This window comes from Microbacterium sp. CGR1, from assembly GCF_001266755.1.
Classification (GTDB): domain Bacteria; phylum Actinomycetota; class Actinomycetes; order Actinomycetales; family Microbacteriaceae; genus Microbacterium.
The window spans coordinates 1409386-1431348 of record NZ_CP012299.1 but is presented as its reverse complement, the minus strand read 5'-3'; the positions used below and the strand labels follow the sequence as shown (position 1 = coordinate 1431348).

The following is a 21963-nucleotide window of genomic DNA, read 5'->3' as shown; positions in this document are numbered from 1 at the left end:
GGGGGGTGTGCTCGCCAACAGGTTCCTTTCCGCCCCTGCGGAACCTCGGTTTCGGAGCACCGCTCCCCGCTTGCTGACATCATGGAAGTCACGTCAGGACAGTGCGGTCGGCACGGAGGAGGGAGCATCATGTCGCGACAGCGTCAGGATCAGCTCCTGTCGTCCCTGCTCCGTCAGGGCGAGTGGGTGACGGCCGCCAGTCTCGCCGATCAGCTCGGGGTCACCCCGCGCAGCATCCGCTCGTACGTCGCCGCGCTGAACGCGAGAACCGGTGGAGCGGATGCCGTCGAGTCGGGCCCGGCGGGATACCGCGCCGGGTCGGGGGCTCGCGACGCACTGCGCACGCGTCAGAGCGGCGACTCCGCCCCGCGTGACCGACTGCACGGTCTCGTCCGCACCCTGCTCGATGTGCCGGAAGGTGTCGACGTCTTCGCCACGGCCAGTGCGCTCCATGTGAGCGAAGCAACTCTCGAGGCGGACCTCGCCCGCGTCCGCATACTGCTCGACGGCACCGATCTCGCACTCGAGAGAGACCGCGAGATCGTGCGACTGCGAGGCAACGAGGCGGCACAGCGTCGTCTGCTGTCGCGACTCGCACATGACGAGATGGATGCCGCGTCGTTCCACCCCGAGACGTTCCGCCGAGCGCTCGCCGGAGGAGTCATCGCCGCCGACGCCGTCGGGCCTTTCAAGTCCGAGCTCGTGCGCGAACTCGGAGAACAGGGCTACTACGTCAACGAGCTCGCGATCTCCGATGTCCTTCTGCACATCGCGATCGCCGCCGAGAGGGTTGCGGCCGGCCACGCGCTCGAAGCCGGTCCTGCCGGTGCGCGGGAGGAGATCCCGCGGGTCGGGGCTGTGATCGCCCGGCTCGCCCAGCAGCACTTCTCGGTCGCGCTGGGCGACGGGGACAGCGGGCATCTCGCGTCCCTCGTCCTCACGCGCATCGTGGCTCCGGGGGAGGACGCTGCGGGCGATGTCGCCCGCAGCGGCGTGGACCCGGGTGTCGAGGCGGCCGTGCGTGCGGAGATCGCGAGGGCGGCGGAGGATTTCCAAGTCGACCTGGTCGACGAGACCTTCGTGCTGCGCCTCGCCCTGCACGTGCAGAACCTGATGCGTCGCGCCGAGGAGAGCGCGCTGACCCGCAATCCGCTCACCCGCTCGCTCAAGACCTCGTATCCGATGATCTTCGAGGTCGCGGTCTCGATCGCCAGCGGACTGCACGATCGCCTCGGCACGCCGATCCACGACGACGAGATCGCCTACATCGCGATGCACGTCGGCGGACGACTCGAGCGCAGCCGCAAGGCCGAGTCGATCCTCACCGCGACCATCGTGTGCCCCGGGTATTACGAGCTGCACGAGCTGCTCCGATCGAGCGTCGACCGCTCGCTCGGGTCCGCGATCGAGGTGACCAGCGTCATCACCAAGGTCGACCCGGACTGGGCGTCGTTTGACACCGACCTGGTGCTCAGCACGATCGAGCCGGGCGCTGCCGGCGATCGCTTCGTCCGCATCCAGCCGTTCCTCACGGATGCCGATGTCGACCGGATCCAGCAGGCCGCGGCACGCGTCCGGCGGGGCCGACGCCTCACCAGGCTCCGTGGCGAGCTCGCACGATACTTCGATGCCGACGCCTTCGTCTATCCGCTGCCCGATGCGGGGGAGGAGGCGATCATCCGGCGACTGGGCGGTCTCCTCGTGGATGCGGGGCTGATCGGCGACGACTACGTCGAGAACACCATCCTCCGCGAACGGATGTCGTCGACGGCGTTCACAGACGCGCTCGCGGTGCCGCACGCGCTCCAGATGACCGCCACGCGCACCGCGATCGCGATCGGCGTGACGGACGGGTCGGCAGCGTGGGGTGAGGGCCGCGTGCAGGTGGTCGCTCTCGCCGCCTTCAGCGAGAGCGACCGCGCCGCGTTCCAGACGGTGTTCGAGCAGCTCGTCGAGGTGTTCAGCGAACGGGAGAGCGTGCAGCGAATCCTCCGCCGGGGCACCACCTTCGAGGCGTTCCTCGACGAGCTCGTCGCCGTCATCGACGGGTGACGGCCGGGTCAGCCCTGAGGGTCGAGGACGCCGGCGAGGGTGTCGAGCACGGCGTCGGCGCCGGCCGAGTCCGCCGTCTCGAGCACCACGGCATCGCCGGGCGCGAGTGCGAGGTCCATCAGCGCGAGAACGCTGCTGAGGTCCACGACCGCGCCCGACGACGTCCGCAGGGTCACCGCGTGCGAATGCGCCTGCACGAGCCGCACGAGCTCGGCGACGGGGCGCGCGTGCACCCCGTTGTGCGCGCTGATCACGACATGTCTTCTCGGCATGCGGCCTACGAGCGTTCTTCCAGGAGCAGGCGCACCGCGGCCTCGAGCTCGGCGACGGTCGCGGTGGCGCGCTCTGCGGAGTCCGCGGCCGCGTCGATGTAGACCTTGAGCTTCGGCTCGGTGCCGCTCGGACGGACGATGATGCGCGAGCCGTCCGTGAGCCGATACCGCAGCACGTCGCCCGAGGGCTGCCCTGCGTCGGCGTGCAGCAGATCCTCCGCGGAGGCGATCGCGTGGCTGCCGAAGTGCGTCGGCGGCAGCGTGCGCAGCGAGAGCATCACGGTGCCGATGACCGAGAGGTCCTGCACGCGGACCGACACCTGACCGCTGGCGAAGTGACCGTACGTGTCACCGAGCTCGGACAACAGGTCGGCGAGAGAGCGTCCGCGCTCGTGCGCCTCGGCGGCGAGACCGAGGATCGCCACGGTCGCCGAGATGCCGTCCTTGTCGCGCACGGTCTCGGGATTCACGAGGTAGCCCAGTGCCTCCTCGAAGCCGAAGACGATGCCGGGGGCGCGGGAGATCCATTTGAAGCCCGTGAGCGTCTCGTGGAAGTCAAGCCCGTGATGGGCGGCGACCGCGCCGAGGCCGGGCGATGAGACCAGGGAGCACGCGAGCGATGCACCCGGCGTGCCCTCGGCGGCCCTGGCGGCGCGAGCGCCCAGGAGGAGCCCGACCTCGTTGCCGGTGAGTCGCCGCCATCCGCCCTCCGACGACGCGTCCGGGATCGCCACGGCGAGTCGGTCGGCATCCGGATCATTGGCGATGATGAAGTCCGCCTGCACGCGGCGAGCCCGGGCGAAGGATAGGTCCATCGCCCCCGGCTCCTCCGGGTTGGGGAACGAGACGGTGCGGAACGTCGCGTCGGGTTCGAGCTGCTCTCCGACGACCATCGGCTGAGGGTATCCGGCGGCCGCGACGATCTTCGACAGCGTCTCCCAGCCGACCCCGTGCATAGCGGTGTAGACCCAGCGCAGATCGGACGCGCCGGCTGGTGCGGGAGCGACCGCCGCTGTCGCGGCGACGTACGCGTCGACCACGGCTTCGCCGGCCGTCTCATAGTCGGTGGAGCGAGGCAACGACGTGACGTCGTCCGCATCGGCGACCCGCTGGATGTGCGCGGCGATCTCGGCATCGGCGGGTGCGACGATCTGCGAGCCCTGATCGGCGCCGCCCAGATAGACCTTGTATCCGTTGTCGTTCGGCGGGTTGTGCGACGCGGTCACCATGACACCGGCATCCGCGCCCAGGTGACGCACCGCGAACGCGAGCACGGGCGTGGGCAGCAGTCTCGGCAGCAGGATCGCGCGCAGCCCTGCTCCGGCGAACAGCTCGGCGGAGTCGGTCGCGAACACGCGGGAGTTGCGGCGTCCGTCATAGCCGATCACCACGGTCGGCGTGCGGCCGTGCGACTTCTCGCGCAGGTACGAGGCGAACCCGGCGGCCGCCTGCGCGACGAGCACGCGGTTCATGCGGTTGCTGCCGGCCCCCAGGGCTCCGCGGAGACCGGCGGTGCCGAATGCGAGTCGGGTGCTGAAGCGATCATCGAGGTCGGCGGCGGCCGACTCGTCGCCATCGGCTGCCCGCGTGATGACCACGGCCAGCTCGTCGCGGGTCTCGTGATCGGGGTCCTGTCTCATCCACGCGCGCGCCTGCGCGAGACGCTCGTCGTTCACAGCGCCTCGACCACTCGGGCCAGCAGCGCCGAGATGACCGGTTCGGCCTCTCGACCGGCCTCGATGACCTCAGCGTGGCTGAGCGGCGTCTTCTGGATGCCGGCGGCGAGGTTGGTGATGAGCGAGAACCCGAGGATCTCCATACCGGCCTCGCGAGCGGCGATCGCCTCGAGCGCTGTCGACATTCCCACGATGTGTCCGCCGATGTGCTTGGCCATCTGCACCTCGGCCGGCGTCTCGTAGTGCGGGCCGCGGAACTGCGTGTACACGCCCTCGTCGAGAGTGGGGTCGACGCTCCGGGCGATGTCGCGCAGACGTGTCGAATAGAGGTCGGTCAGGTCGATGAACGTCGCGCCCTCGAGAGGGGAGTCGGCCGTGAGGTTGATGTGGTCGCTGATCAGTACGGGCTGGCCGGGGGTCCAGGTCTCGCGCACTCCGCCGGCGCCGTTCGTCAGCACCATGATCTTGGCGCCCGTGGCCGCGGCGGTGCGCACCGAGTGCACGACACGGCGCACGCCGTGGCCCTCGTAGTAGTGGGTGCGGGCACCGATGACGAGGACGTTCTTGCCATCGGGAGTGCGGATGCTGCGCAGGGTGCCCACGTGGCCCTCGAGAGCGGGCTTCGAGAAGCCGGTGACCTCGGTGGCGGGGATGGTCGCCGTGGTCTCGCCGATGATGTCGGCGGCCTTGCCCCACCCGCTGCCGAGGGTCAGGGCGATGTCGTGCTTCTCGACTCCGGTCAGGCGCGCGATGTCGGCGGCTGCGTCGGCTGCGACCTCGAACGGGTTCGCATTCGGGTCGTCGAGGGGGTTGCTGTGTGTTTCAGACATGGATCCACTCTAGGAAGGTGCAGGCTCCGGGGCCAGGATTGCGGAAGAATGGAGATCATGTCTTCCACCCCTTTTGAGCGCACACAGCGCGTCGCCGTCCTCGGCGGCGGTCCCGGCGGTTATGAGGCGGCCCTCGCGGCCGCTCAGCTCGGAGCCGAGGTGACCCTGGTCGAGCGTGTGGGCGTGGGCGGAGCGGCAGTGCTCACCGATGTCGTCCCCTCGAAGAGCCTGATCGCCACGGCGGATGCCGCGGTCGCGATCTCGGAGGCCTCCGACCTCGGAGTGCAGTTCTACGCCAAGGGCGAGCACGGCAAGCCGCTCAAGCCCGAGATCGCCATCAACCTCGCCGCGGTGAACAAACGTCTGATCGCGCTCGCGGGCCAGCAGTCCGAGGACATGCGCACGACGCTGCTCGAGGCCGGCGTGCGCATCCTGTCCGGCCACGGCCGCCTGGAGGGACCGACGGCGATCGTGGTCTCGACCGGGCAGAAGGGCACCGACTTCGACCGCGTCGAGGCCGACACGATCATCGTGGCGGTGGGCGCGTCGCCGCGCGAGCTGGATTCGGCCAAGCCCGACGGCAAGCGGATCCTCACGTGGACGCAGCTCTACGACATGAAGGCGCTTCCCGAGCACCTGATCGTGGTCGGCTCCGGTGTGACGGGCGCCGAGTTCGCGTCCGCCTACATGAACCTCGGCGCCAAGGTCACGCTGATCTCCAGCCGCGAGCAGGTGCTGCCGGGTGAGGACCAGGATGCCGCGCACGTGCTCGAGAAGGTCTTCAAGCGCGGGGGGATGACGGTGCTCTCCAAGGCCCGCGCCGAGAAGGTCGAGGTCACCGAGGACGGCGTGCGTGCGACGCTCTCCGACGGCCGCACGGTCGAGGGGAGTCACTGCCTCATGGCGGTCGGCTCGATCCCGAACACCGCCGGCATCGGTCTCGAAGACGCGGGAGTCGAGCTCGACGAGACCGGGCACGTGCGGGTCAACCGCGTCGCGCGCACCTCTGTGCCCAACGTCTACGCCGTCGGCGACTGCACGAACTTCTTCCCGCTCGCCTCCGTCGCGTCGATGCAGGGCCGCACGGCCGTGTTCCACGCGCTGGGCGACATCGTGATCCCTCTGGAGCTGATCAAGATCACCTCCAACATCTTCACGGCGCCCGAGATCGCCACGGTCGGCTATTCCGAGAAGGACGTCGAAGACGGCGTCGCGGACGGCCTCGTCTACAAGCTGCCCCTCGCCGCGAACCCTCGGGCCAAGATGATGGGCATCAAGGACGGTTTCGTGAAGCTGATCGCACGCAAGGGATCCGGCACCGTGATCGGCGGCGTGATCGTCGCGCCCAAGGCCTCCGAGCTGATCTACCCGATCGCGGTCGCCGTGGAGCGTCGTCTGACGGTCGACCAGGTCTCTCGCGTCTTCGCGGCATACCCGTCGCTGTCGAGCAGCATCACCGACGCGAGCCGGGCGATGCACCTCGTCAACGCGAACATCTCCTAGATCCGCCGCGGATCAGACGAGAAAGGCGCCCCGCAGCAGCGGGGCGCCTTTCTCGTGTGCGAGGGCGGTCAGCTGATCGTGAGCAGCTGGTGTCCGGCCGAGACCGTCGCACCGGCGACGGCGCCGATGTTGCCGATCGTGCCGTCCTTGTGAGCCTGCAGCGGCTGCTCCATCTTCATCGCCTCGAGGACGACGACCAGATCGCCCTTGACGACCTGCTGCCCCTCTTCGACGGCGACCTTGACGACGGTGGCCTGCATCGGCGACTTGACGGCGTCTCCCGATGCGCCGGCGCTGACCGAGGTCGCGTGGCTGCGGCGGGACGGCGGAACCGCGGCCGGTCGTCCTGCCGTGCCGGCCGCCACCGCGACGCGATCGGGAAGGCTGACCTCGAGGCGCTTGCCGCCGACCTCGACCACGACGGTGTGCCGGTTCTCGCCGGCGGAGGGCGACTCGAGCTCGCCGTCCCAGGCGGGGATGTCGTTCTCGAACTCGGTCTCGATCCAGCGGGTGAAGATGCCGAACTCGCCGTTCTCCGCGGTGAACGCGGGGTCGTTCACGACCTTGCGGTGGAACGGGAGCACGGTGGGCAGACCTGCGACCTCGAACTCCTCGAGGGCGCGGCGCGAGCGCTCCAGGGCCTCGGCGCGGTCCTTGCCGGTGGCGATGATCTTCGCGAGAAGCGAGTCGAAGGCGCCCGATACCGAGTCGCCCGCGGTGACGCCGGAGTCGAGGCGGATGCCGGGTCCGCCGAAGGTCTTGAAGACGTGGATCGGACCCGGCTGCGGGAGGAACCCTCGACCGGGGTCCTCGCCGTTGATGCGGAACTCGATCGAGTGTCCGGTCGGCTTCGGGTCGTCGTAGTCGATCGTGCCGCCGGCGGCGATGCGGAACTGCTCGCGCACCAGGTCGATGCCGGTGACCTCCTCGGAGACGGGGTGCTCGACCTGCAGACGGGTGTTGACCTCGAGGAACGAGACGGTGCCGTCGGCGCCGATCAGGAACTCGCAGGTGCCTGCGCCCACGTAGCCGACCTCCTTGAGGATGGCCTTCGACGCGGAATAGAGCAGGTCGTTCTGCTCGTCCGTGAGGAACGGCGCGGGTGCCTCCTCGACGAGCTTCTGGTGGCGGCGCTGCAGCGAGCAGTCGCGCGTCGAGATGACGACGACGTTGCCCTCGGCATCCGCCAGGCACTGGGTCTCGACGTGCCGCGGCTTGTCGAGGTACTTCTCGACGAAGCACTCGCCGCGTCCGAAGGCGGTGACCGCCTCGCGGGTGGCGGATTCGAAGAGCTCCGCGACCTCGTCGAGCTCGCGGGCGACCTTCAGGCCGCGACCTCCGCCGCCGTACGCGGCTTTGATCGCGATCGGCAGACCGAACTCCTTCGCGAAGGCGACGACCTCGTCGGCTCCGGAGACGGGCCCCGGCGTTCCGGGAGCGAGCGGTGCGCCGACCTTCTCGGCGACGTGGCGGGCGGTGACCTTGTCGCCGAGCGCCTCGATGGCGTCGGGGGAAGGCCCGATCCAGGTCATTCCCGCACCGATGACGGCGCGGGCGAATTCGGCGTTCTCGGCGAGGAAGCCGTACCCGGGGTGCACGGCGTCGGCGCCGGCGCGGCGGGCGACCGAGAGGATCTTCTCGATCTGCAGGTAGGTCTCGGCGCTCGTGGCGCCGCCGAGGGCATAGGCCTCGTCGGCGAGGCGGGTGTGCAGAGCGTCGCGGTCCTGGTCGGCGTACACGGCGACGGAGGCGATCCCCGAGTCGCGAGCGGCACGGATGATGCGGACGGCGATCTCGCCGCGGTTGGCGATGAGCACCTTGGCGATATCAGGCATGCTTGCCAGCCTAGCGAGAAGGCTCCCGTTCGCTTTGACGACTCTCCACAAGAAAGAGGCGGAAACGTCGACGAGACTCTACGACCAGAGGTCGGTCCACGTGACGCCGAGATCGGCGGCGAGGCGGCGCACGGTCGACAGCGACATCCCGACCACCGTCGACGGGTCGCCGTCGACGCGGGTGATGAAGGCGCCGCCCAGACTGTCGACCGTGAACGCACCGGCGACGAGCAGGGGCTCACCCGAGGCGACGTAGGCGGCGATCTCGGCATCCGTGACGTCATCGGCGAAGGTCACCGAAGCCTCGGCCGTGGCGGTGGCCTCGACCGGGTCGGTGCCCGGCGAGACACGGAAGACCGAGTGCCCCGAGTGCAGGATGCCGGTGGCCCCGCGCATCTCCTGCCAGCGTCTGGTCGCCTCCTCGGGCGTGTAGGGCTTGCCGTACACGCGCCCGCCTAGTTCGAACATCGAGTCTCCGCCGATCACGATGCCGTCGAACTCGCCGTCCGCAGAGAGGCGCTGCGCGACGTCCGCCGCCTTCGCCCGGGCGAGCAGGAGCACGAGGTCCGCCGGTGTCAGCTCCGCGCCCCGTTCGGCCGCGGCAGCGGCGGCGACCGCATCCTCATCCACTCCCGGCGACTGGGTCAGAGGCTCGATACCCGCCTGACGCAGCAGCATGAGGCGGGCGGGAGAGGTGGAGGCCAGGCAGACGCGCATGTTCACCACCGTATCCTCGAAGGATGACTTCCTCCCCAGTCCTGCTCGATCTGGACATCACCGGCATCGCGCACGGCGGCACGTTCATCGCCCGACACGAAGGCCGGGTCGTCTTCGTCTCCGACGCCATCCCCGGTGAGCGGGTCCGCGCGCGGCTCACCGAGGACTCCACGGGTGAGTCCAAGAGCTTCTGGCGTGCCGAGACGGTCGAGGTTCTGGACGCCTCGCCGCATCGTCGCCCGCACATCTGGGCGGAGGCCGACGTCTCCCGCGCGCCCGAGGACCGGCCGGGGGGCGCCGACCTGGGGCACATCGATCTCGCGCATCAGCGCGTGCTCAAGCGTCAGGTGCTCACCGAGGCGCTCGATCGTTTCGCCGGACCCGGTCTCGAGGCTCCCGAGATCGAGGCCGTGGACTCGACCGACGGAACCGGCTGGCGCTCCCGGGTGACCCTGCACGTCGACGACCAGGGGCGCGTCGGACCCTACGCCGCTCGCAGCCACCGGGTGATCCCGGTCAGCTCCCACCCGCTCGCGCGTCCGGCGGTCGCACAGGCGGCCCTCCGTCTCGCGGGTGGCGAGGCGGGCAGCGTCGACCTGGTCGAACCGGGCGACGGCCAGGTGCGGGTCATCCGACGAGATCGCCTCGACGAGCGACCGGCCAGGGGGCAGCACCGCCGCCCGGCGCCCGAAGTCGTCTACGAGCAGGTGGGCGATCGCCGGTTCCAGGTCGACGCCGGTGGATTCTGGCAGGTGCACCCGCGAGCCGCCTCGGTGCTCGACGGCGCCGTCTACGGCATCCTCGACGGGTACGTCGATCCGGAGGCGACGCACTTCGACCTCTACGGAGGAGTCGGGCTCTTCGCCGCATCGCTCGCAGACCTCGGTGGCACCGACATCGTCACCGTCGAGTCCAGCAGGCGGGCGACGACTCACGCGCAGCAGAACCTCGCGCCCCTCGCCGTGAATGCCATCACAGCACGGGTCGACCGCTATCTCGCCGGTCTCCCCTCCGACACGCGAGCAGGAGCGGTCGTACTCGATCCGCCGCGTGCCGGTGCCGGACGCGCGGTGGTCGATGCACTGAACTCTCTGGCCCCCGAGGCGATCGCCTACGTCGCCTGCGACCCTGTGGCGTTGGCGCGGGACCTCGGAACCTTCCGCGAACACGGGTGGAACGTGGGGACGCTGCGCGGCTTCGACCTGTTCCCGCACTCGCATCACTTCGAGGTCGTCGCGCTGCTCACCCGGTGATCGTGATCTGCGGGGGCTGAGTACTCAGTAGGCTGGGCGGATGAGCAGGGTCGCACTCATCGACGATCACGAATCCGTCCGCCTCGGTCTCGAGGCGGCGTGCGCTCGTGACGGAGAGCAGACCGTCGTCTTCTCCGGGAGCACGGTCGTGTCCTATCTCGAGTGGAGGTCGACGACGTCGTCGCAGCCTGCCGACGTGGTGGTGCTCGACCTCACCCTGGGAGACGGCACCACGGTGACCGAGAACGTCCGGTCTCTCGTCGCCGACGGCGCGAGCGTCGTGATCCACAGCGTCGCCGATCGACCGGCGGCTGTGCGCGAGGCGCTCGCTGCCGGTGCAGCCGGCGTCGTGAGCAAATCCTCTGCGCTGGACGACGTGCTCGACGCCATCCGCACTGTCGCGCAGGGCGAAGCCCTCAACAACGTCGAGTGGGCGAGCGCTGTCGACGGGGATCGCGACTTCGCGGACGCCCAGCTGTCGACACGCGAGCGGGAGGTGCTCCGGCTGTATGCGACCGGCCTGCCGCTGAAGGCCGTGGCCGAGCGCCTCGGCGTCGCGTACTCGACCGCCAAGGAGAACATCACCCGGATCCGGGTCAAGTACGTGGAGGTCGGGCGACCGGCCCCGACGAAGGTCGACCTTCTGCGGCGAGCGATGGAGGATGGGATCGTCGCCGCAGACGGGGCGCCGAGTGGCCGCTGACCCGCTCAGCATCCGGGAGGCATGGAGCAAGATCCCTTCGCCCGGCAGCGTGGAGACCGAGTTCGAGCGCTTCACCGGCAAACGCATGGAGCGCATCCTCGCCACGGTCGTCGCGATCGGATCGGGTGTTCTCGGCGCACAGGCACTGATCGCGGGGGTCACGACGACGGGATCGGATGCCGCGCGCATCACGATGCTGCTCGTGGTCTTCGTGCCGCTGATCGTCATGCTCGTCGCGTGCGTCATCGGACGTGGCGTCAGGACCGCGTCCGGCGCGTTCGCCATCGTGTACACACTCGCGCTCGCCGCCTGGCCGAGTCTGGTCGACCCTGTGGGCAGAGCCGCCGACCAGCCGTGGATCTTCTTCCTCGTCAACGTGGGCGTCGTGGCTGCGATGCTCGCCTTCCCTCTGTGGCTGCAGTTCGTCTGGGCGGTGTGCCTGCCGTTCGTCTACGGCTATGTCCGCCTCGTCGAAGGCGATTTCTCGCGAGACTTCTGGGTGACGACGGCGTTCGACGTGTCGTTCACCCTGATCCTCGGATGCGTCATCATCGCGTTGGGATGGATGTTCCGCTCGGTCGCCGCGGGTGTCGATGAGGCCCGGACCCGAGCCGTCGCGTCGTACGCGGGCGCAGCGGCAGCCGCCGCAGCCGAGGAGGAGCGTGCGGCGATGTCGGCGCTCATGCACGACAGCGTCCTCGCAGCGCTGATCGCCGCGGAACGGGCCGAAGGCGATCGGGCACAGGACCTCGCCGTGGGGATGGCCCGGGAGGCTCTCACCCGCCTGGCGAACACCGAGGCCGCGGTGGCCCAGGAGGGCAGCGACGAACCGGTGGGCGCCGCTCAGATCGTCGTCGAGCTCCGTCGTGCCCTGTCCGAGCTCGGGGCGGATGCGATCGTCGAGGAACGGGGAGGGATCGGCCTGATCCCCGGGCGCGCCGCGAGAGCACTCGTGCTCGCCGCCAGACAGGCGCTCGGCAACGCGGTCACCCATGCGGGTGGGCGCGGGCTGCACATCCTCGTCGAGGGCCGCGGTGACGAGGGGATCACGGTGACGATCACGGACACCGGCCCAGGATTCGATATCGGGGCGATCGGCGCCGACCGCCTCGGGATCAGAGCGTCGATCTTCGCACGGATGGCCGGGGTGGCGGGCACCGCCGAGATCGATTCGAGAGAGTGCGGCACCACCGTGACGCTGGGCTGGGAGCGGCCATGAATCGCACGGTGCGCAGTGTCGCGACGTCACTCGCGGTGGGCTTCGCGATGTACTTCGCCGCGAGAGGGGTGTGGTGGATCGAGCAGCCCTCCGCGCCGCTGCTGATGGTCGCGGCGATCGCGCTGTACCTCGTCGTCGTCAACGTCGCGATCCTCTGGGACTCGGCGATCTCGGTGCGGATGCCGCTCTGGGCGGCGCTGCTGACACTGGTCTCGAGCGTCCTCATTCCGATTCTCGTGACGCTGTCACTCGATCCGCTGACACGCACGGCGCCGTTCGCCACCTGGTACATCGGTGCGCTCGGTCTGATGGGCGTGGTGTGCATCGTCCGGCGCCGCTTCGTGATCGGCTGGCTGGTGGTGCTCGTCCTCGTCGCCACATCGTCGGTGTATCTGGGTGTCTTCGTGGCGCTGTCCCTCGGCCTGGTGGGCTCGCTCGTGTGGGTCGCGATCGCTCACCTCCTGGTGATCTTCTGGGACAGAGCCGTCCGCGACACCGAGCGCCTCGCCGGCATCCAGCAGGCGGTGTCCGCCTGGCACGCGACCCAGCAGGTGCGCCAGAAGGAACGTCGTCTGCGCACGCAGTTCGCGCTGGCGGTCGCGGGGCCGGTGCTCAGTCGCACCGTCGCATCGCGTGGCGCGCTGAGCGAGGAGGAGCGTCTGCAGGCGCGTCTGGCGGAAGGTCGCCTGCGCGACGAGCTCCGGGGAGCCGATCTGCTCAACGATGCGGTGCGGGATGCGATCGAGGACGCGCGTCGCCGCGGTGCCGTCGTCACCGTCTTCGACGAGGGCGGCTTGGACGACGTCGATGAGGGACGACGCGCGATGATCCGCGACGAGCTCGCCCGGGTGCTGCGCGATGCGGATGCGGAGCGGTGGATCATCCGAGCGGCCAGGGATGCTCACACGGCCGTGACGGTGGTCGGCCGGGCTGGCGCCGGCGGGCAGAGCGACGACGATGCCGTCGACGTGTGGCACGAGATCCCGAGAGACGCTCCACGCCAGTGAAGTCCCTGTCCTCGGCTCTGGCCGGGGGAGGGGGTCAGAGTCGAGGTCAGACAGAGTGGGCGAGGGGCGGCGAATCCGCCAGCCCCTCGCCATGCGGACCAGTTACCCGAAAACCGTCCGCTGGTGGCCGGTCTGCGTCTATCTACCCTGGGACAGAGAGACCAGCCGAACGCGAAGCGTCTTACTCAGTCTCATGGTTAGTCAAGTCGTTGTCTGTAGGTATTTTGGGGGACACGGAATCGACGCCGGTGCGAGATGATGAGGCATGGGAATGCGTCGCGGAACCAATCTCCCCCGCATGGGTGACTTCAACCAGTCCGTCATCCTCGAGGCCATCCGCCGGTCCGGAGAGGGACTCAGCCGGATCGAGCTCGTCGATGCGACCGGCCTCTCGGCGCAGACGATCACGAACATCACCCGTCGCCTTCTCGACGAGGGGCTGATCACCGAAGCAGGGCGGACCATCAACGGGCCCGGCAAGCCGCGAGTCACGCTGCGCCTGGTCGCGGAGAGTCGTTTCTCGGTGGGGGTGCATCTCGACCCGTCGGTGATCACCTTCGTGCTGCTGAACATGTCCGGTGCGGTGATCGCACGACGAGTCGTGCGCACGCACGACCGGGATCCGCACCGCATCGTCGAGACGATGGCGCAGACGATCGATGGCCTCGTCGACGAGGCCGGCATCGATCGCGCACTCGTCGCCGGGGTCGGCGTCGCTGCCCCCGGGCCGCTCGACGCGGCGAAGGGCACGGTGGTGGACCCCCCGAAGCTCGACGGATGGCATCGGGTGCCGCTGCGTTCCGTTCTCGCAGAAGCGACGGGCTTCGAAGTCACGCTGGAGAAGGACACCACTGCCGCCGCAGTGGGGGAGCTGTGGACCGGCTCCGCGACAGCCGAGGACTCGTTCCTGTTCGTCTACCTCGGCACGGGGCTCGGGGCCGCCGCAGCGCGTGAGGGGGTTGTGGTCACAGGCAGCACCCACAACTTCGGCGAGATCGGCCACATCATGGTCGACCCAGACGGGCCGCCCTGCGCGTGCGGCTCGCGAGGATGCGTCGAAGTGGTATGCACCCCGCAGGCGATCGTCGAGCAGGCGGAGGCGGCCGGGGTGTTCCGCGATGAGCCGGACGACGGAGGTGCGCGCGGAGTGGAGGAGCGGTTCGCCCGTCTGTGCGAGCTCGCTTCCGCGGGCGAGATCCGCGCACTGGGCGTTCTGCGTCGCTCTGCCGAACATCTCGCAGTGCTGATCTCGGTGCTCACGAACATCCTCGATGTCGATCGTGTGGTGCTCGGCGGGCCGTTCTGCGCCCCTCTGTCCGAGGTCTATCTGCGCGAGATCCCAGAGCAGCTGAACCGTCGCAGTGCGACGAGGTCGGTTCGGGCCTTGCGCGTCGACAGCGCGGTGGTGGGAGAGGATGTCGGTGCCGTGGGGGCCGCCTGCGTCGTGCTCGACGCGGTGCTCACGCCTCGAGCATCCGACCTCTACCTCGAGGATTGAACGGAGCCATCAATTCGCATACCGGTATATCGGTTGGAGCGCCCTCAGTGATTACTCCAGTCGATGTATTATCGAAGAGATGCGCCGTCTGGGGTTTACAGGTGCCAGGGGCGACGGCCCCGCATCAATCGGAGGGTCGTCTGCGTGGCCCGGTAGCTGGGGGGCTCCGGGTCTCGCAGACTCTCCGATGCGAGGGCGTCAGCGTGCGAAGCGGCCCCACGGGATGTCTCGTCGCAGTGCGCGTCGCAGCGGTCGCTGGGTGCGGGCCCACGCCGATACGCGAGGCTCCTCGGCCACGGCATCCGCCGCCTCCTGCGAGTAGGCGTCGCTCACCACGGCGATGAGAGCGGCGAGCTCCTCCTCGGTCGCAACGCCCCGGGTGATCTCCATCGTCGGGAGCTGGCGCTCGTCCGACGTCGCGGGCTCGGTCACAGCGGGATGTTCCCGTGCTTCTTGGGGGGCAGCTCGGCGCGCTTCCCGCGGAGGGCTCGGAGCGCCTTGGCGATCGAGACTCGGGTGTTCGCCGGTTCGATGATGCCGTCGATCTCGCCGCGTTCGGCGGCGAGGAACGGCGAGGTCACGCTGTAGGTGTACTCGTTCGCGAGCCGCGTGCGCACGGCGGCGACGTCCTCGCCGGCCTCTTCGGCACGCTTGATCTCGCCGCGGTAGAGGATGTTGACCGCACCCTGGCCGCCCATCACGGCGATCTCCGCCGTCGGCCAGGCGAGGTTGACATCGGCGCCCAGCTGCTTCGATCCCATCACGATGTAGGCGCCGCCGTAGGCCTTGCGCAGGATGACCGTGACCAGCGGCACGGTCGCTTCCGCGTAGGCGTAGATGAGCTTGGCGCCGCGGCGGATCACGCCGGTCCACTCCTGATCGGTACCGGGGAGATACCCGGGCACGTCGACGAGCGTGACGATAGGGATCGAGAACGCGTCGCAGAACCGCACGAATCGGCTGGCCTTCTCACCCGCCTCGATGTTGAGCGTTCCGGCCATCTGGGACGGCTGGTTGGCGATGATCCCGACCGAGCGCCCTTCGACCCGGCCGAAGCCGATCACGATGTTCGGCGCGAAAAGCGGCTGGACCTCGATGAAGTCTCCCGCGTCGACGACGTGCTCGATGACCGTGTGGATGTCGTACGGCTGATTGGGGGAGTCGGGGATGATCGTGTTCAGAGAGCGATCGGCATCCGTGGTCTCCCACTCGAAGCCGCTCTCGTACGCGGGGATCTCCGCCATGTTGTTGTCGGGGAGGAAGCCGAGGAGCGTGCGGGCGTAGTCGATCGCGTCGTCCTCGTCCTCGGCGAGGTAGTGCGCGACACCCGAGCGAGTGTTGTGCGTGAGGGCTCCTCCGAGCTCCTCCATGCCGACGTCCTCGCCGGTGACCGTCTTGATGACGTCCGGACCGGTCACGAACATCTGGCTGGTCTTGTCGACCATGATCACGAAGTCCGTCAGAGCGGGGCCGTAGACGGCTCCACCGGCGGCCGGGCCCATGATGATCGAGATCTGCGGGATGACCCCCGACGACCGTGTGTTCAGGCGGAAGATCTCGCCGTACTTGCTGAGGGCGAGCACGCCCTCCTGGATCCGGGCTCCGCCGGAGTCGAGGATGCCGATGATCGGCATACCGCCCGACAGCGCGAACTCCATGATCTTGATGATCTTGTCGCCGGAGACCTCGCCGAGAGATCCGCCGAACGTGGTGAAGTCCTGCGAGTACACCGCGACCGTGCGGCCGTGGATCGTGCCCACACCCGTCACGACGGAATCGCCGTAGGGCCGGTTGCGATCCATGCCGAACGCGGTGGTGCGATGGCGCACGTACTCGTCGAACTCGACGAAGCTTCCGGGGTCGACGAGCAGTTCGATGCGCTCGCGGGCGGTCATCTTGCCCTTGGCGTGCTGCTTCTCCTGCGCGACCTTCTCGGCGTCGACAACGGCTTCGTTGTAGCGAGCGCGGAGGTCTGCGATTCTGCCGGCGGTGGTCGAGAGTTCGGGCTTGTCCGTCACGGATTCCACCCTATCGTCGCGGTGGCCCCGTCCGTTGGATGCTCGCTACAACGGGTCGTCAGATCCTTTGGCGGCTCTCGTGAACCCCACGTGTCCCGAGGGCGGCCGTCACTCGCGGTGTTCGGCACCGAGCGTGCCCGGCAGGTCGTGGGTGCCGGCCTGCTCGATCTCGCCGACGTCCTTGTTGCGGCCACGTCCGACCGACGCGATCTTCCGTCCCGCCCAGCCGACGCCGCGGACCGCCGATCCGGCCGCTCCGGCCACGGCGCCCCCGACGAACTGGGCACCGTGCAGCATCCGCAGCTCCATCTTCTCTGCGCCGGCGACGGGCTCCAGCTCGAGCGGCATGTCCAGAGGTGCCGCTCCGAATGCGTGGTGCGACGTCGTCAGCACGCGGCGTCCGAGAATGTGGTTGCCCGCGCCTCCGACGGCCGCGCCGACGCCGAACGGCAGTGCCTTCCCGATGAACGAGGCGCCGCCCTTCGCCGCGAACTGCTTCACGAACATGCTCTTCAGTCGATCCACGAGGGGGCCGACGGCAGCGCGCGGCAACGACTTCGTCACCATCTCGCCCCAGTACGACGACCTCGAGCCGCCGCGGCCGGTGGCCTCGCCTGCCAGCTGTCCGACGAGGGCCACGCCCTCCTTGCCGAGCATGAGGGTCATCACCAGCGCGCGGGCCCGGTCGGGGTTCGACACCGCGATGCCATGGACCTCTGCGACGGACTGCGCGAAGAGCGCCGTCGATTCGACGAAGCCCACCGTCTCGACTCCGGAGAGGGCGAGCGTGATGCCGGTGCCGATCCCCGGCACGACGGCGGTCGCTCCGACCGCCGCGCCGCCCGTGGTCACGGCCGCGAGGTAGCGCCGCTCGAGGATGCGGATGATCTGCTCGGGCGAAGCGTGCGGGTTGCGCAGGCGGATGCTGCGGATGTGCGCCAGCACGAGCGGGCGCTGGATCGCGAGAACGCGGTCCAGCCCGCGGACCATCAGCGGATGCTCGGCCGAGCCGGCGGGCGGCACCCCCCTGTCCCACGCGGCGTCGTCGGGGAGGGAGTGGATCTTGTGCACCTTGGGGGCCATGGATCGATCCTAGGAAGCCAGGCCGCGAAAAAGCCGAAAGCCCGGCTCCCTTGACGGGGCCGGGCTTTCGTGGAAGGCGATCAGACGAACAGGTTCGCCCGCTCGAGGTCCTCGGCGAAGTCGACCTCGACCGCGTAGAGATCGGAGACGTCCATCGGCTCGAGGAGCAGGCCGTCTTCGGCGATCGCGAGCTCGAGGCCGCGCTCGAAGTAGTCCTGGTCTTCGACGCGCTGCAACTGGCGCATGAACGCCTTCTTGTCTGCGGAGGAGATGTAGTTGATGCCCACAGCCTCACCGAGACCGCCCTTGACGGTCTTCGACAGCTCGTTGATGAAGCCCTCGGCCGTGACCGTGTACTTCACCTCCTCGTCGCTGACCTTGGAGGTGTTCACCGTGACGAAGGACTGGTCGCGCTCGATGTAGGCCGCAGCGCGGCCCAGGATCATCGGGTCGAACACCACGTCGCCGTTCATCCAGAGCACGCCCGACTTGCCGGTGGCGCCGAGAGCGCGCAACAGGCTCTTCGACGTGTTGGTCTCGTCGTAGCGCTCGTTGTGCACGTAATTGACGTTCGGGAACGCCTCGATGATGGTCTCTGCGCGGTACCCGACGACGGCGGTGATGCGGGCGTCCGATCCGAAGGCGGCGCGGATGTTGTCGTGCTGCTGGCGCATGATCGTGCGGCCGTCGCTCAACTCCGTGAGCGGCTTCGGCAGCGCGCGGCCGAGGCGTGAGCCCATGCCTGCTGCGAGGATGACGGTCTGAAGAGTCACGAGTGCTCCTAAATGAAGTATGTGTTCATGGTCGGTTCACCGACCGGACACTTCGTCGTGCCGAGAGCCATGCTAGCGATCCCGCCTGAGAACCCGCGGGGGTTGACATCGCTGTGGCCAATTCGTGATCCAGTACACACCCAACACTCAGATTCGTCCAGATCCGGAGTGAAATGTCCAACGGGCTCACCAGGTCGGCGAAATGTTGCGGTGACCCGAAGAAATCCTGCCCCCGTTGATACCGTAGGACGGTGACTGCTTCTTCCCCCGACGATCCCGCTGCTCAGGCGGTCGACGCCACGCCCGCCGCCCCGAAGAAGACTTCCGCTCGCACGACGCCTGCCAAGAAGACGGGTGGAGCGCGCGTTCCCTCCAAAGCTGCGGCGGACAAGGCCGCGGTCACCGTCGAGGTGGTCGCCGAACCGGCGCTGAAGATCGACCGGAGCACCGAGAGCGGCGCTCCGCGATCGGCGGCATCGAAGAAGACCGCCGCCGCTCGCACGACTGCCGCCAAGAACGCGACCCGCGACACGACCGCCCGCGCGGCTGGGGCGAAGACGTCATCGGCGCGATCCGCTGCGGCCAAGACCACCGCTGCGAGGACCACAGCCGCGAAGACGGCCGCGGCGAAGACCGCTGCTGCGAAGACCTCAGCCGCGCAGGGATCCACTCCGGCCGCCAGGGCGGCCGCGGCGAAGACGGTCGCCGCCAAGGCTGCGGTGGAGAAGAGCGCGTCGGCGAAGTCCGCAGCACGCACTTCCGCGGCGAAGACCACGGCGGCCAAGGCCGCGGCCGCGAAGGCCGCTGCGGCGAAGACAGCTGCCGCGAAGGCTGCTGCGGCCAAGGCCAAGGCCGAGGCAGACGCTCAGGTCGAGAGCGAAGCGGCGATCGAGATCGAGATGCCGGCTCCCGCCCACGTTCAGGGAGACGAGCCTGAGGCAGCCGAGAGGGCGAAGACAGATCTGCCCGCTCCGGCGGAGGAGACCCCTATGAACGACGCCGCACCGGTCGACGGCGCGACGGCGGTCGACGACGCCACGCCGGTCGACGACGCGACGCCGGTCGACGGCGCGACGGCGGACGTCGCCGACGCCACCGAGTCTGCAGAAACGGCATCCGCCGACGAGAGCACGACATCCGAGATCTCCGAGCCGGTGTCCGATGCGGCCGCGACCGAGGAGGCTGTCACCGGAGTCGAGGCAGCGTCCGGTGCGGAGGCCATCCGCATCCGAGGCCTCGTCAAGAACTTCGGGGATCACACTGCGGTCAACGGCATCGACCTGACGGTGCCTGCAGGTTCGTTCTACGGCATCGTCGGTCCCAACGGCGCCGGCAAGACGACGACCCTGTCGATCGTCGCCGGGCTGCTGCGGGCCGATGCAGGCGACATCGTGATCTGCGGCATCGATCAGTCGGCGAAGCCTCTTGCCGCGAAACGCATGATGGGTGTGCTGCCCGACCGGCTCCGCACGTTCGATCGACTCACCGGGCGGCAGCTGCTCTACTACTACGGGCTCCTGCGGGGGCTCGCCTCGGCGGTCATCGAGAAGCGCGTCGCCGATCTCGCGCGCGCATTCGATCTCGGAGAGGCGCTCAATCGCGTCGTCTCCGACTATTCGGCCGGTATGACCAAGAAGATCATGCTCGCGGGAGCCATGATCCACTCGCCGAGGGTCCTGGTGCTCGATGAGCCGTTCGAGGCCGTCGATCCGGTGTCCTCCGCGGTCATCCTCGACATTCTGCGCGCCTATGTCGCGCACGGCGGAACGGTGGTGCTCTCGAGCCACGGGATGGATCTCGTCGAGCGGGTCTGCTCGCGCGTCGCGATCATCGTCGGGGGAGAAGTGCTCGCCGAGGGCACCATCGACGAGGTCCGCGCAGGCCAGACGCTCGAAGCGCGGTTCGTCGAGCTGTCCGGTGGCATCGGCGAGGTGGAGGGGCTCGAGTGGCTGCACACGTTCTCCGACTGAGAGCCGCGCTCCTGATCGGATCGCTCCGCGGCGAACGTCGGGTACGGACGCTCATCATGCTCGCCGTCGTGGCGATTCTCACGGGTGTGGTCTGCGCGGCGATCCTCAGCCTCGACGACGCACCCGTCGCTGTCGCGCGCACGGTCATCGTCCTCGGCAGCGCGGCACTGCTCCTGGGATTCCTGGTGGGTCCCATCCTCGTGGGTGCCGTGGATCAGCTGGATCCCCGCAGATTCGCCGTGTTCGGGGTCGACGAGCGGCAGATGCCATGGATCCTCGCGCTCGCCTCACTGGTCAGCGTTCCCAGCCTGGCTCTCATCGCTGTGAACATCAGCGTGTGCATCGTGGCGATCAGGCTCGGAGCGCCGTGGTTCATCGCGGTGCTGATGAGCGTCGTCTGCCTGTTCTCGACGGTGCTTGCGGCGCGTATCGGCATGGCGGTGAACGCGCTGCTGCTGCCGGAGCGTCGATCGCGCGAGCTCACCGCCCTCTTCGCGCTGGCCGTGATCGTGATCGCATTCCCGGTGGCCGTCTTCCTCGCCTCGCTCAAGTGGGATGGACAGGTCCCCGCCGCAGTGGGGGCGCTGACGGCGACGATCGGGTTCACCCCTTTCGCCGCATCGTCGAGGTTCCTGTTCTCGTTCGCGACGGATGACGATGCCGGCAACTGGATCAGCGGGATCGTGGCCCTCCTCACCGCGGTGGTGCTCTGGGCGGTGTGGTCGTGGCTGGTTCGCAGACTGCTCACCACGACCGAGCGTCCGGTGGCCTCTCGCGAGCGCTCCGGTCTCGGCTGGTTCGGACTGCTTCCCTCGAACGCCTTCGGTGCGATCGCGTCTCGCAGCCTCGTCTACTGGCTGCGTGACCGCCGCTACATCATGAATCTCATCGTGGTCCCGATCGCCGGCGTGCTGTCCGTCCTGCCGCTCCTCGTCGCGGGCGTGCCGCTCGAGATCGCCGCTCTCGTGCCCGTTCCGGTGATGGCCCTGTTCTTCGGCTGGCTGCCGCACAACGATGTCGCCTACGACTCCACCGCACTGTGGACGCACGTGGCGAGCGGCGTGCGCGGCATCCCCGATCGTCTGGGCCGACTCGTCCCGGTGATGCTCGTGGCCGTTCCCGTGCTCGCGATCGCTGTGCCTCTCACGATGCTCTGGATCGATGACTGGCGTCTCCTTCTGCCCCTCACCGGCCTCGGGGCCAGCCTGCTGCTGTCGGCGCTCGGCTTCTCGAGCATCGTCTCTGTCATCGCGCCGTACGCCGTGTCGCGTCCCGGAGACAGCCCGTTCCAGCAGCCTCAGCGGCCGACGTCGCGTGGCGCGTACGGTCCTGCTGCGGCGTTCCTCGGAGCGATCCTCGTGAGCGTGCCGACCATCTGGCTGCTCGTGCTCACGATGCTCGAGGGATCGCAGTTCGCCCCCGCGACGTTCTGGGCCGGACTCGCGACAGGGGTGGCGCTCTTCGCGATCGGTGTCGGCGTCGGCGGGCGGATCTTCGAGCATGAGGGCGAGCGACTGATGGAGTTCGTCGAGACCGCGTGACGACCGCCCAACC

The 21963-nt window shown here is 68.9% G+C and carries 18 protein-coding genes; 9 read left to right on the top strand and 9 right to left on the bottom strand.

The window, feature by feature from the left end:
* The first annotated feature begins 129 nt into the window (after window positions 1–129).
* Entirely contained in the window at window positions 130–2052 is a 1923-nt protein-coding gene (locus AKG07_RS06870) for a BglG family transcription antiterminator (protein ID WP_053096991.1), read from the top strand.
* A gap of 8 nt (window positions 2053–2060) precedes the next feature.
* On the opposite strand, the gene AKG07_RS06865 is transcribed toward AKG07_RS06870, so the two are convergent.
* The 3 genes from AKG07_RS06865 to AKG07_RS06855 are packed head-to-tail and all read right to left on the bottom strand — an operon-like array spanning window position 2061 to window position 4830.
* Window positions 2061–2324, bottom strand: coding sequence for an HPr family phosphocarrier protein (locus tag AKG07_RS06865; protein WP_082297852.1), 264 nt, complete (start codon window positions 2322–2324; stop codon window positions 2061–2063).
* A 5-nt stretch (window positions 2325–2329) separates the two neighbouring features.
* Window positions 2330–4000 carry a phospho-sugar mutase gene (locus AKG07_RS06860; RefSeq protein ID WP_053096986.1) on the bottom strand — a complete coding sequence of 557 codons (1671 nt, stop codon included), beginning with the start codon at window positions 3998–4000 and terminating at the stop codon, window positions 2330–2332.
* Window positions 3997–4830: a purine-nucleoside phosphorylase gene (locus AKG07_RS06855; protein WP_053096984.1), complete on the bottom strand. Its 834-nt coding sequence runs from the start codon at window positions 4828–4830 to the stop codon at window positions 3997–3999. The genes AKG07_RS06860 and AKG07_RS06855 overlap by 4 nt, the downstream gene beginning before the upstream one ends.
* A 48-nt stretch (window positions 4831–4878) precedes the next feature.
* Between AKG07_RS06855 and AKG07_RS06850 the strand changes: the two genes are divergently transcribed.
* Window positions 4879–6333 carry an NAD(P)H-quinone dehydrogenase gene (locus AKG07_RS06850; protein WP_171821928.1) on the top strand — a complete coding sequence of 485 codons (1455 nt, stop codon included), beginning with the start codon at window positions 4879–4881 and terminating at the stop codon, window positions 6331–6333.
* A gap of 68 nt (window positions 6334–6401) precedes the next feature.
* Here AKG07_RS06850 and AKG07_RS06845 read toward each other — a convergent pair whose 3' ends face one another.
* Together AKG07_RS06845 and AKG07_RS06840 are read right to left on the bottom strand one after the other, a co-directional pair.
* On the bottom strand, window positions 6402–8168 hold the full coding sequence (locus AKG07_RS06845) for an acetyl/propionyl/methylcrotonyl-CoA carboxylase subunit alpha (protein ID WP_053096982.1): 1767 nt from the start codon (window positions 8166–8168) through the stop codon (window positions 6402–6404).
* Window positions 8169–8246: 78 nt separating this feature from the next.
* Window positions 8247–8885 (bottom strand): Maf family protein, encoded by a 639-nt coding sequence (locus AKG07_RS06840; protein WP_053099183.1) that lies wholly within the window; start codon window positions 8883–8885, stop codon window positions 8247–8249.
* Between the two features lie 23 nt (window positions 8886–8908).
* Between AKG07_RS06840 and AKG07_RS06835 the strand changes: the two genes are divergently transcribed.
* The 5 genes from AKG07_RS06835 to AKG07_RS06815 all read left to right on the top strand — a co-directional run bounded on the left by AKG07_RS06835 (window position 8909) and on the right by AKG07_RS06815 (window position 14565).
* A complete protein-coding gene (locus AKG07_RS06835) occupies window positions 8909–10138 on the top strand; it encodes a class I SAM-dependent RNA methyltransferase (RefSeq protein WP_053096980.1) in 1230 nt (409 codons plus the stop codon).
* A gap of 40 nt (window positions 10139–10178) precedes the next feature.
* On the top strand, window positions 10179–10841 hold the full coding sequence (locus tag AKG07_RS06830) for a response regulator transcription factor (RefSeq protein WP_053096978.1): 663 nt from the start codon (window positions 10179–10181) through the stop codon (window positions 10839–10841).
* A complete protein-coding gene (locus AKG07_RS06825) occupies window positions 10831–12060 on the top strand; it encodes an ATP-binding protein (RefSeq protein WP_053099182.1) in 1230 nt (409 codons plus the stop codon). The genes AKG07_RS06830 and AKG07_RS06825 overlap by 11 nt, the downstream gene beginning before the upstream one ends.
* The gene (locus AKG07_RS06820) at window positions 12057–13067 is read left to right on the top strand and encodes a hypothetical protein (RefSeq protein WP_053096976.1); all 1011 of its coding nucleotides are present in this window, start codon (window positions 12057–12059) and stop codon (window positions 13065–13067) included. Before AKG07_RS06825 ends, AKG07_RS06820 begins: the two co-directional genes overlap by 4 nt.
* A gap of 298 nt (window positions 13068–13365) precedes the next feature.
* Window positions 13366–14565, top strand: coding sequence for an ROK family transcriptional regulator (locus tag AKG07_RS06815; protein ID WP_053096975.1), 1200 nt, complete (start codon window positions 13366–13368; stop codon window positions 14563–14565).
* Window positions 14566–14763: 198 nt separating this feature from the next.
* On the opposite strand, the gene AKG07_RS06810 is transcribed toward AKG07_RS06815, so the two are convergent.
* From AKG07_RS06810 to AKG07_RS06795, 4 genes are all read right to left on the bottom strand, one after another.
* Entirely contained in the window at window positions 14764–14997 is a 234-nt protein-coding gene (locus AKG07_RS06810; protein ID WP_308418038.1) for an acyl-CoA carboxylase subunit epsilon, read from the bottom strand.
* Window positions 14994–16583, bottom strand: a complete 1590-nt coding sequence (locus AKG07_RS06805; protein ID WP_372984169.1) for an acyl-CoA carboxylase subunit beta — start codon at window positions 16581–16583, stop codon at window positions 14994–14996. Before AKG07_RS06805 ends, AKG07_RS06810 begins: the two co-directional genes overlap by 4 nt.
* A gap of 108 nt (window positions 16584–16691) precedes the next feature.
* The gene (locus tag AKG07_RS06800; RefSeq protein ID WP_053096971.1) at window positions 16692–17666 is read right to left on the bottom strand and encodes a hypothetical protein; all 975 of its coding nucleotides are present in this window, start codon (window positions 17664–17666) and stop codon (window positions 16692–16694) included.
* An 80-nt stretch (window positions 17667–17746) separates the two neighbouring features.
* The gene (locus AKG07_RS06795; RefSeq protein ID WP_053096968.1) at window positions 17747–18439 is read right to left on the bottom strand and encodes a phosphocholine cytidylyltransferase family protein; all 693 of its coding nucleotides are present in this window, start codon (window positions 18437–18439) and stop codon (window positions 17747–17749) included.
* Between the two features lie 251 nt (window positions 18440–18690).
* Here AKG07_RS06795 and AKG07_RS18040 point away from each other — a divergent pair, with 251 nt between their 5' ends.
* Together AKG07_RS18040 and AKG07_RS06785 are read left to right on the top strand one after the other, a co-directional pair.
* The gene (locus AKG07_RS18040) at window positions 18691–20409 is read left to right on the top strand and encodes an ABC transporter ATP-binding protein (protein ID WP_233277344.1); all 1719 of its coding nucleotides are present in this window, start codon (window positions 18691–18693) and stop codon (window positions 20407–20409) included.
* Window positions 20385–21950 (top strand): hypothetical protein, encoded by a 1566-nt coding sequence (locus AKG07_RS06785; protein WP_053096967.1) that lies wholly within the window; start codon window positions 20385–20387, stop codon window positions 21948–21950. Before AKG07_RS18040 ends, AKG07_RS06785 begins: the two co-directional genes overlap by 25 nt.
* Window positions 21951–21963 lie beyond the last annotated feature (13 nt).

Bases quoted from the DNA above. Each gene is read 5' to 3' on its own strand.
- AKG07_RS06870 (WP_053096991.1), top strand. From the start codon at position 130: ATGTCGCGACAGCGTCAGGATCAGCTCCTGTCGTCCCTGCTCCGTCAG.
- AKG07_RS06865 (WP_082297852.1), bottom strand. From the start codon at position 2,324: ATGCCGAGAAGACATGTCGTGATCAGCGCGCACAACGGGGTGCACGCG.
- AKG07_RS06855 (WP_053096984.1), bottom strand. From the start codon at position 4,830: ATGTCTGAAACACACAGCAACCCCCTCGACGACCCGAATGCGAACCCG.
- AKG07_RS06850 (WP_171821928.1), top strand. From the start codon at position 4,879: ATGGAGATCATGTCTTCCACCCCTTTTGAGCGCACACAGCGCGTCGCC.
- AKG07_RS06845 (WP_053096982.1), bottom strand. From the start codon at position 8,168: ATGCCTGATATCGCCAAGGTGCTCATCGCCAACCGCGGCGAGATCGCC.
- AKG07_RS06840 (WP_053099183.1), bottom strand. From the start codon at position 8,885: ATGCGCGTCTGCCTGGCCTCCACCTCTCCCGCCCGCCTCATGCTGCTG.
- AKG07_RS06835 (WP_053096980.1), top strand. From the start codon at position 8,909: ATGACTTCCTCCCCAGTCCTGCTCGATCTGGACATCACCGGCATCGCG.
- AKG07_RS06830 (WP_053096978.1), top strand. From the start codon at position 10,179: ATGAGCAGGGTCGCACTCATCGACGATCACGAATCCGTCCGCCTCGGT.
- AKG07_RS06820 (WP_053096976.1), top strand. From the start codon at position 12,057: ATGAATCGCACGGTGCGCAGTGTCGCGACGTCACTCGCGGTGGGCTTC.
- AKG07_RS06815 (WP_053096975.1), top strand. From the start codon at position 13,366: ATGGGTGACTTCAACCAGTCCGTCATCCTCGAGGCCATCCGCCGGTCC.
- AKG07_RS06800 (WP_053096971.1), bottom strand. From the start codon at position 17,666: ATGGCCCCCAAGGTGCACAAGATCCACTCCCTCCCCGACGACGCCGCG.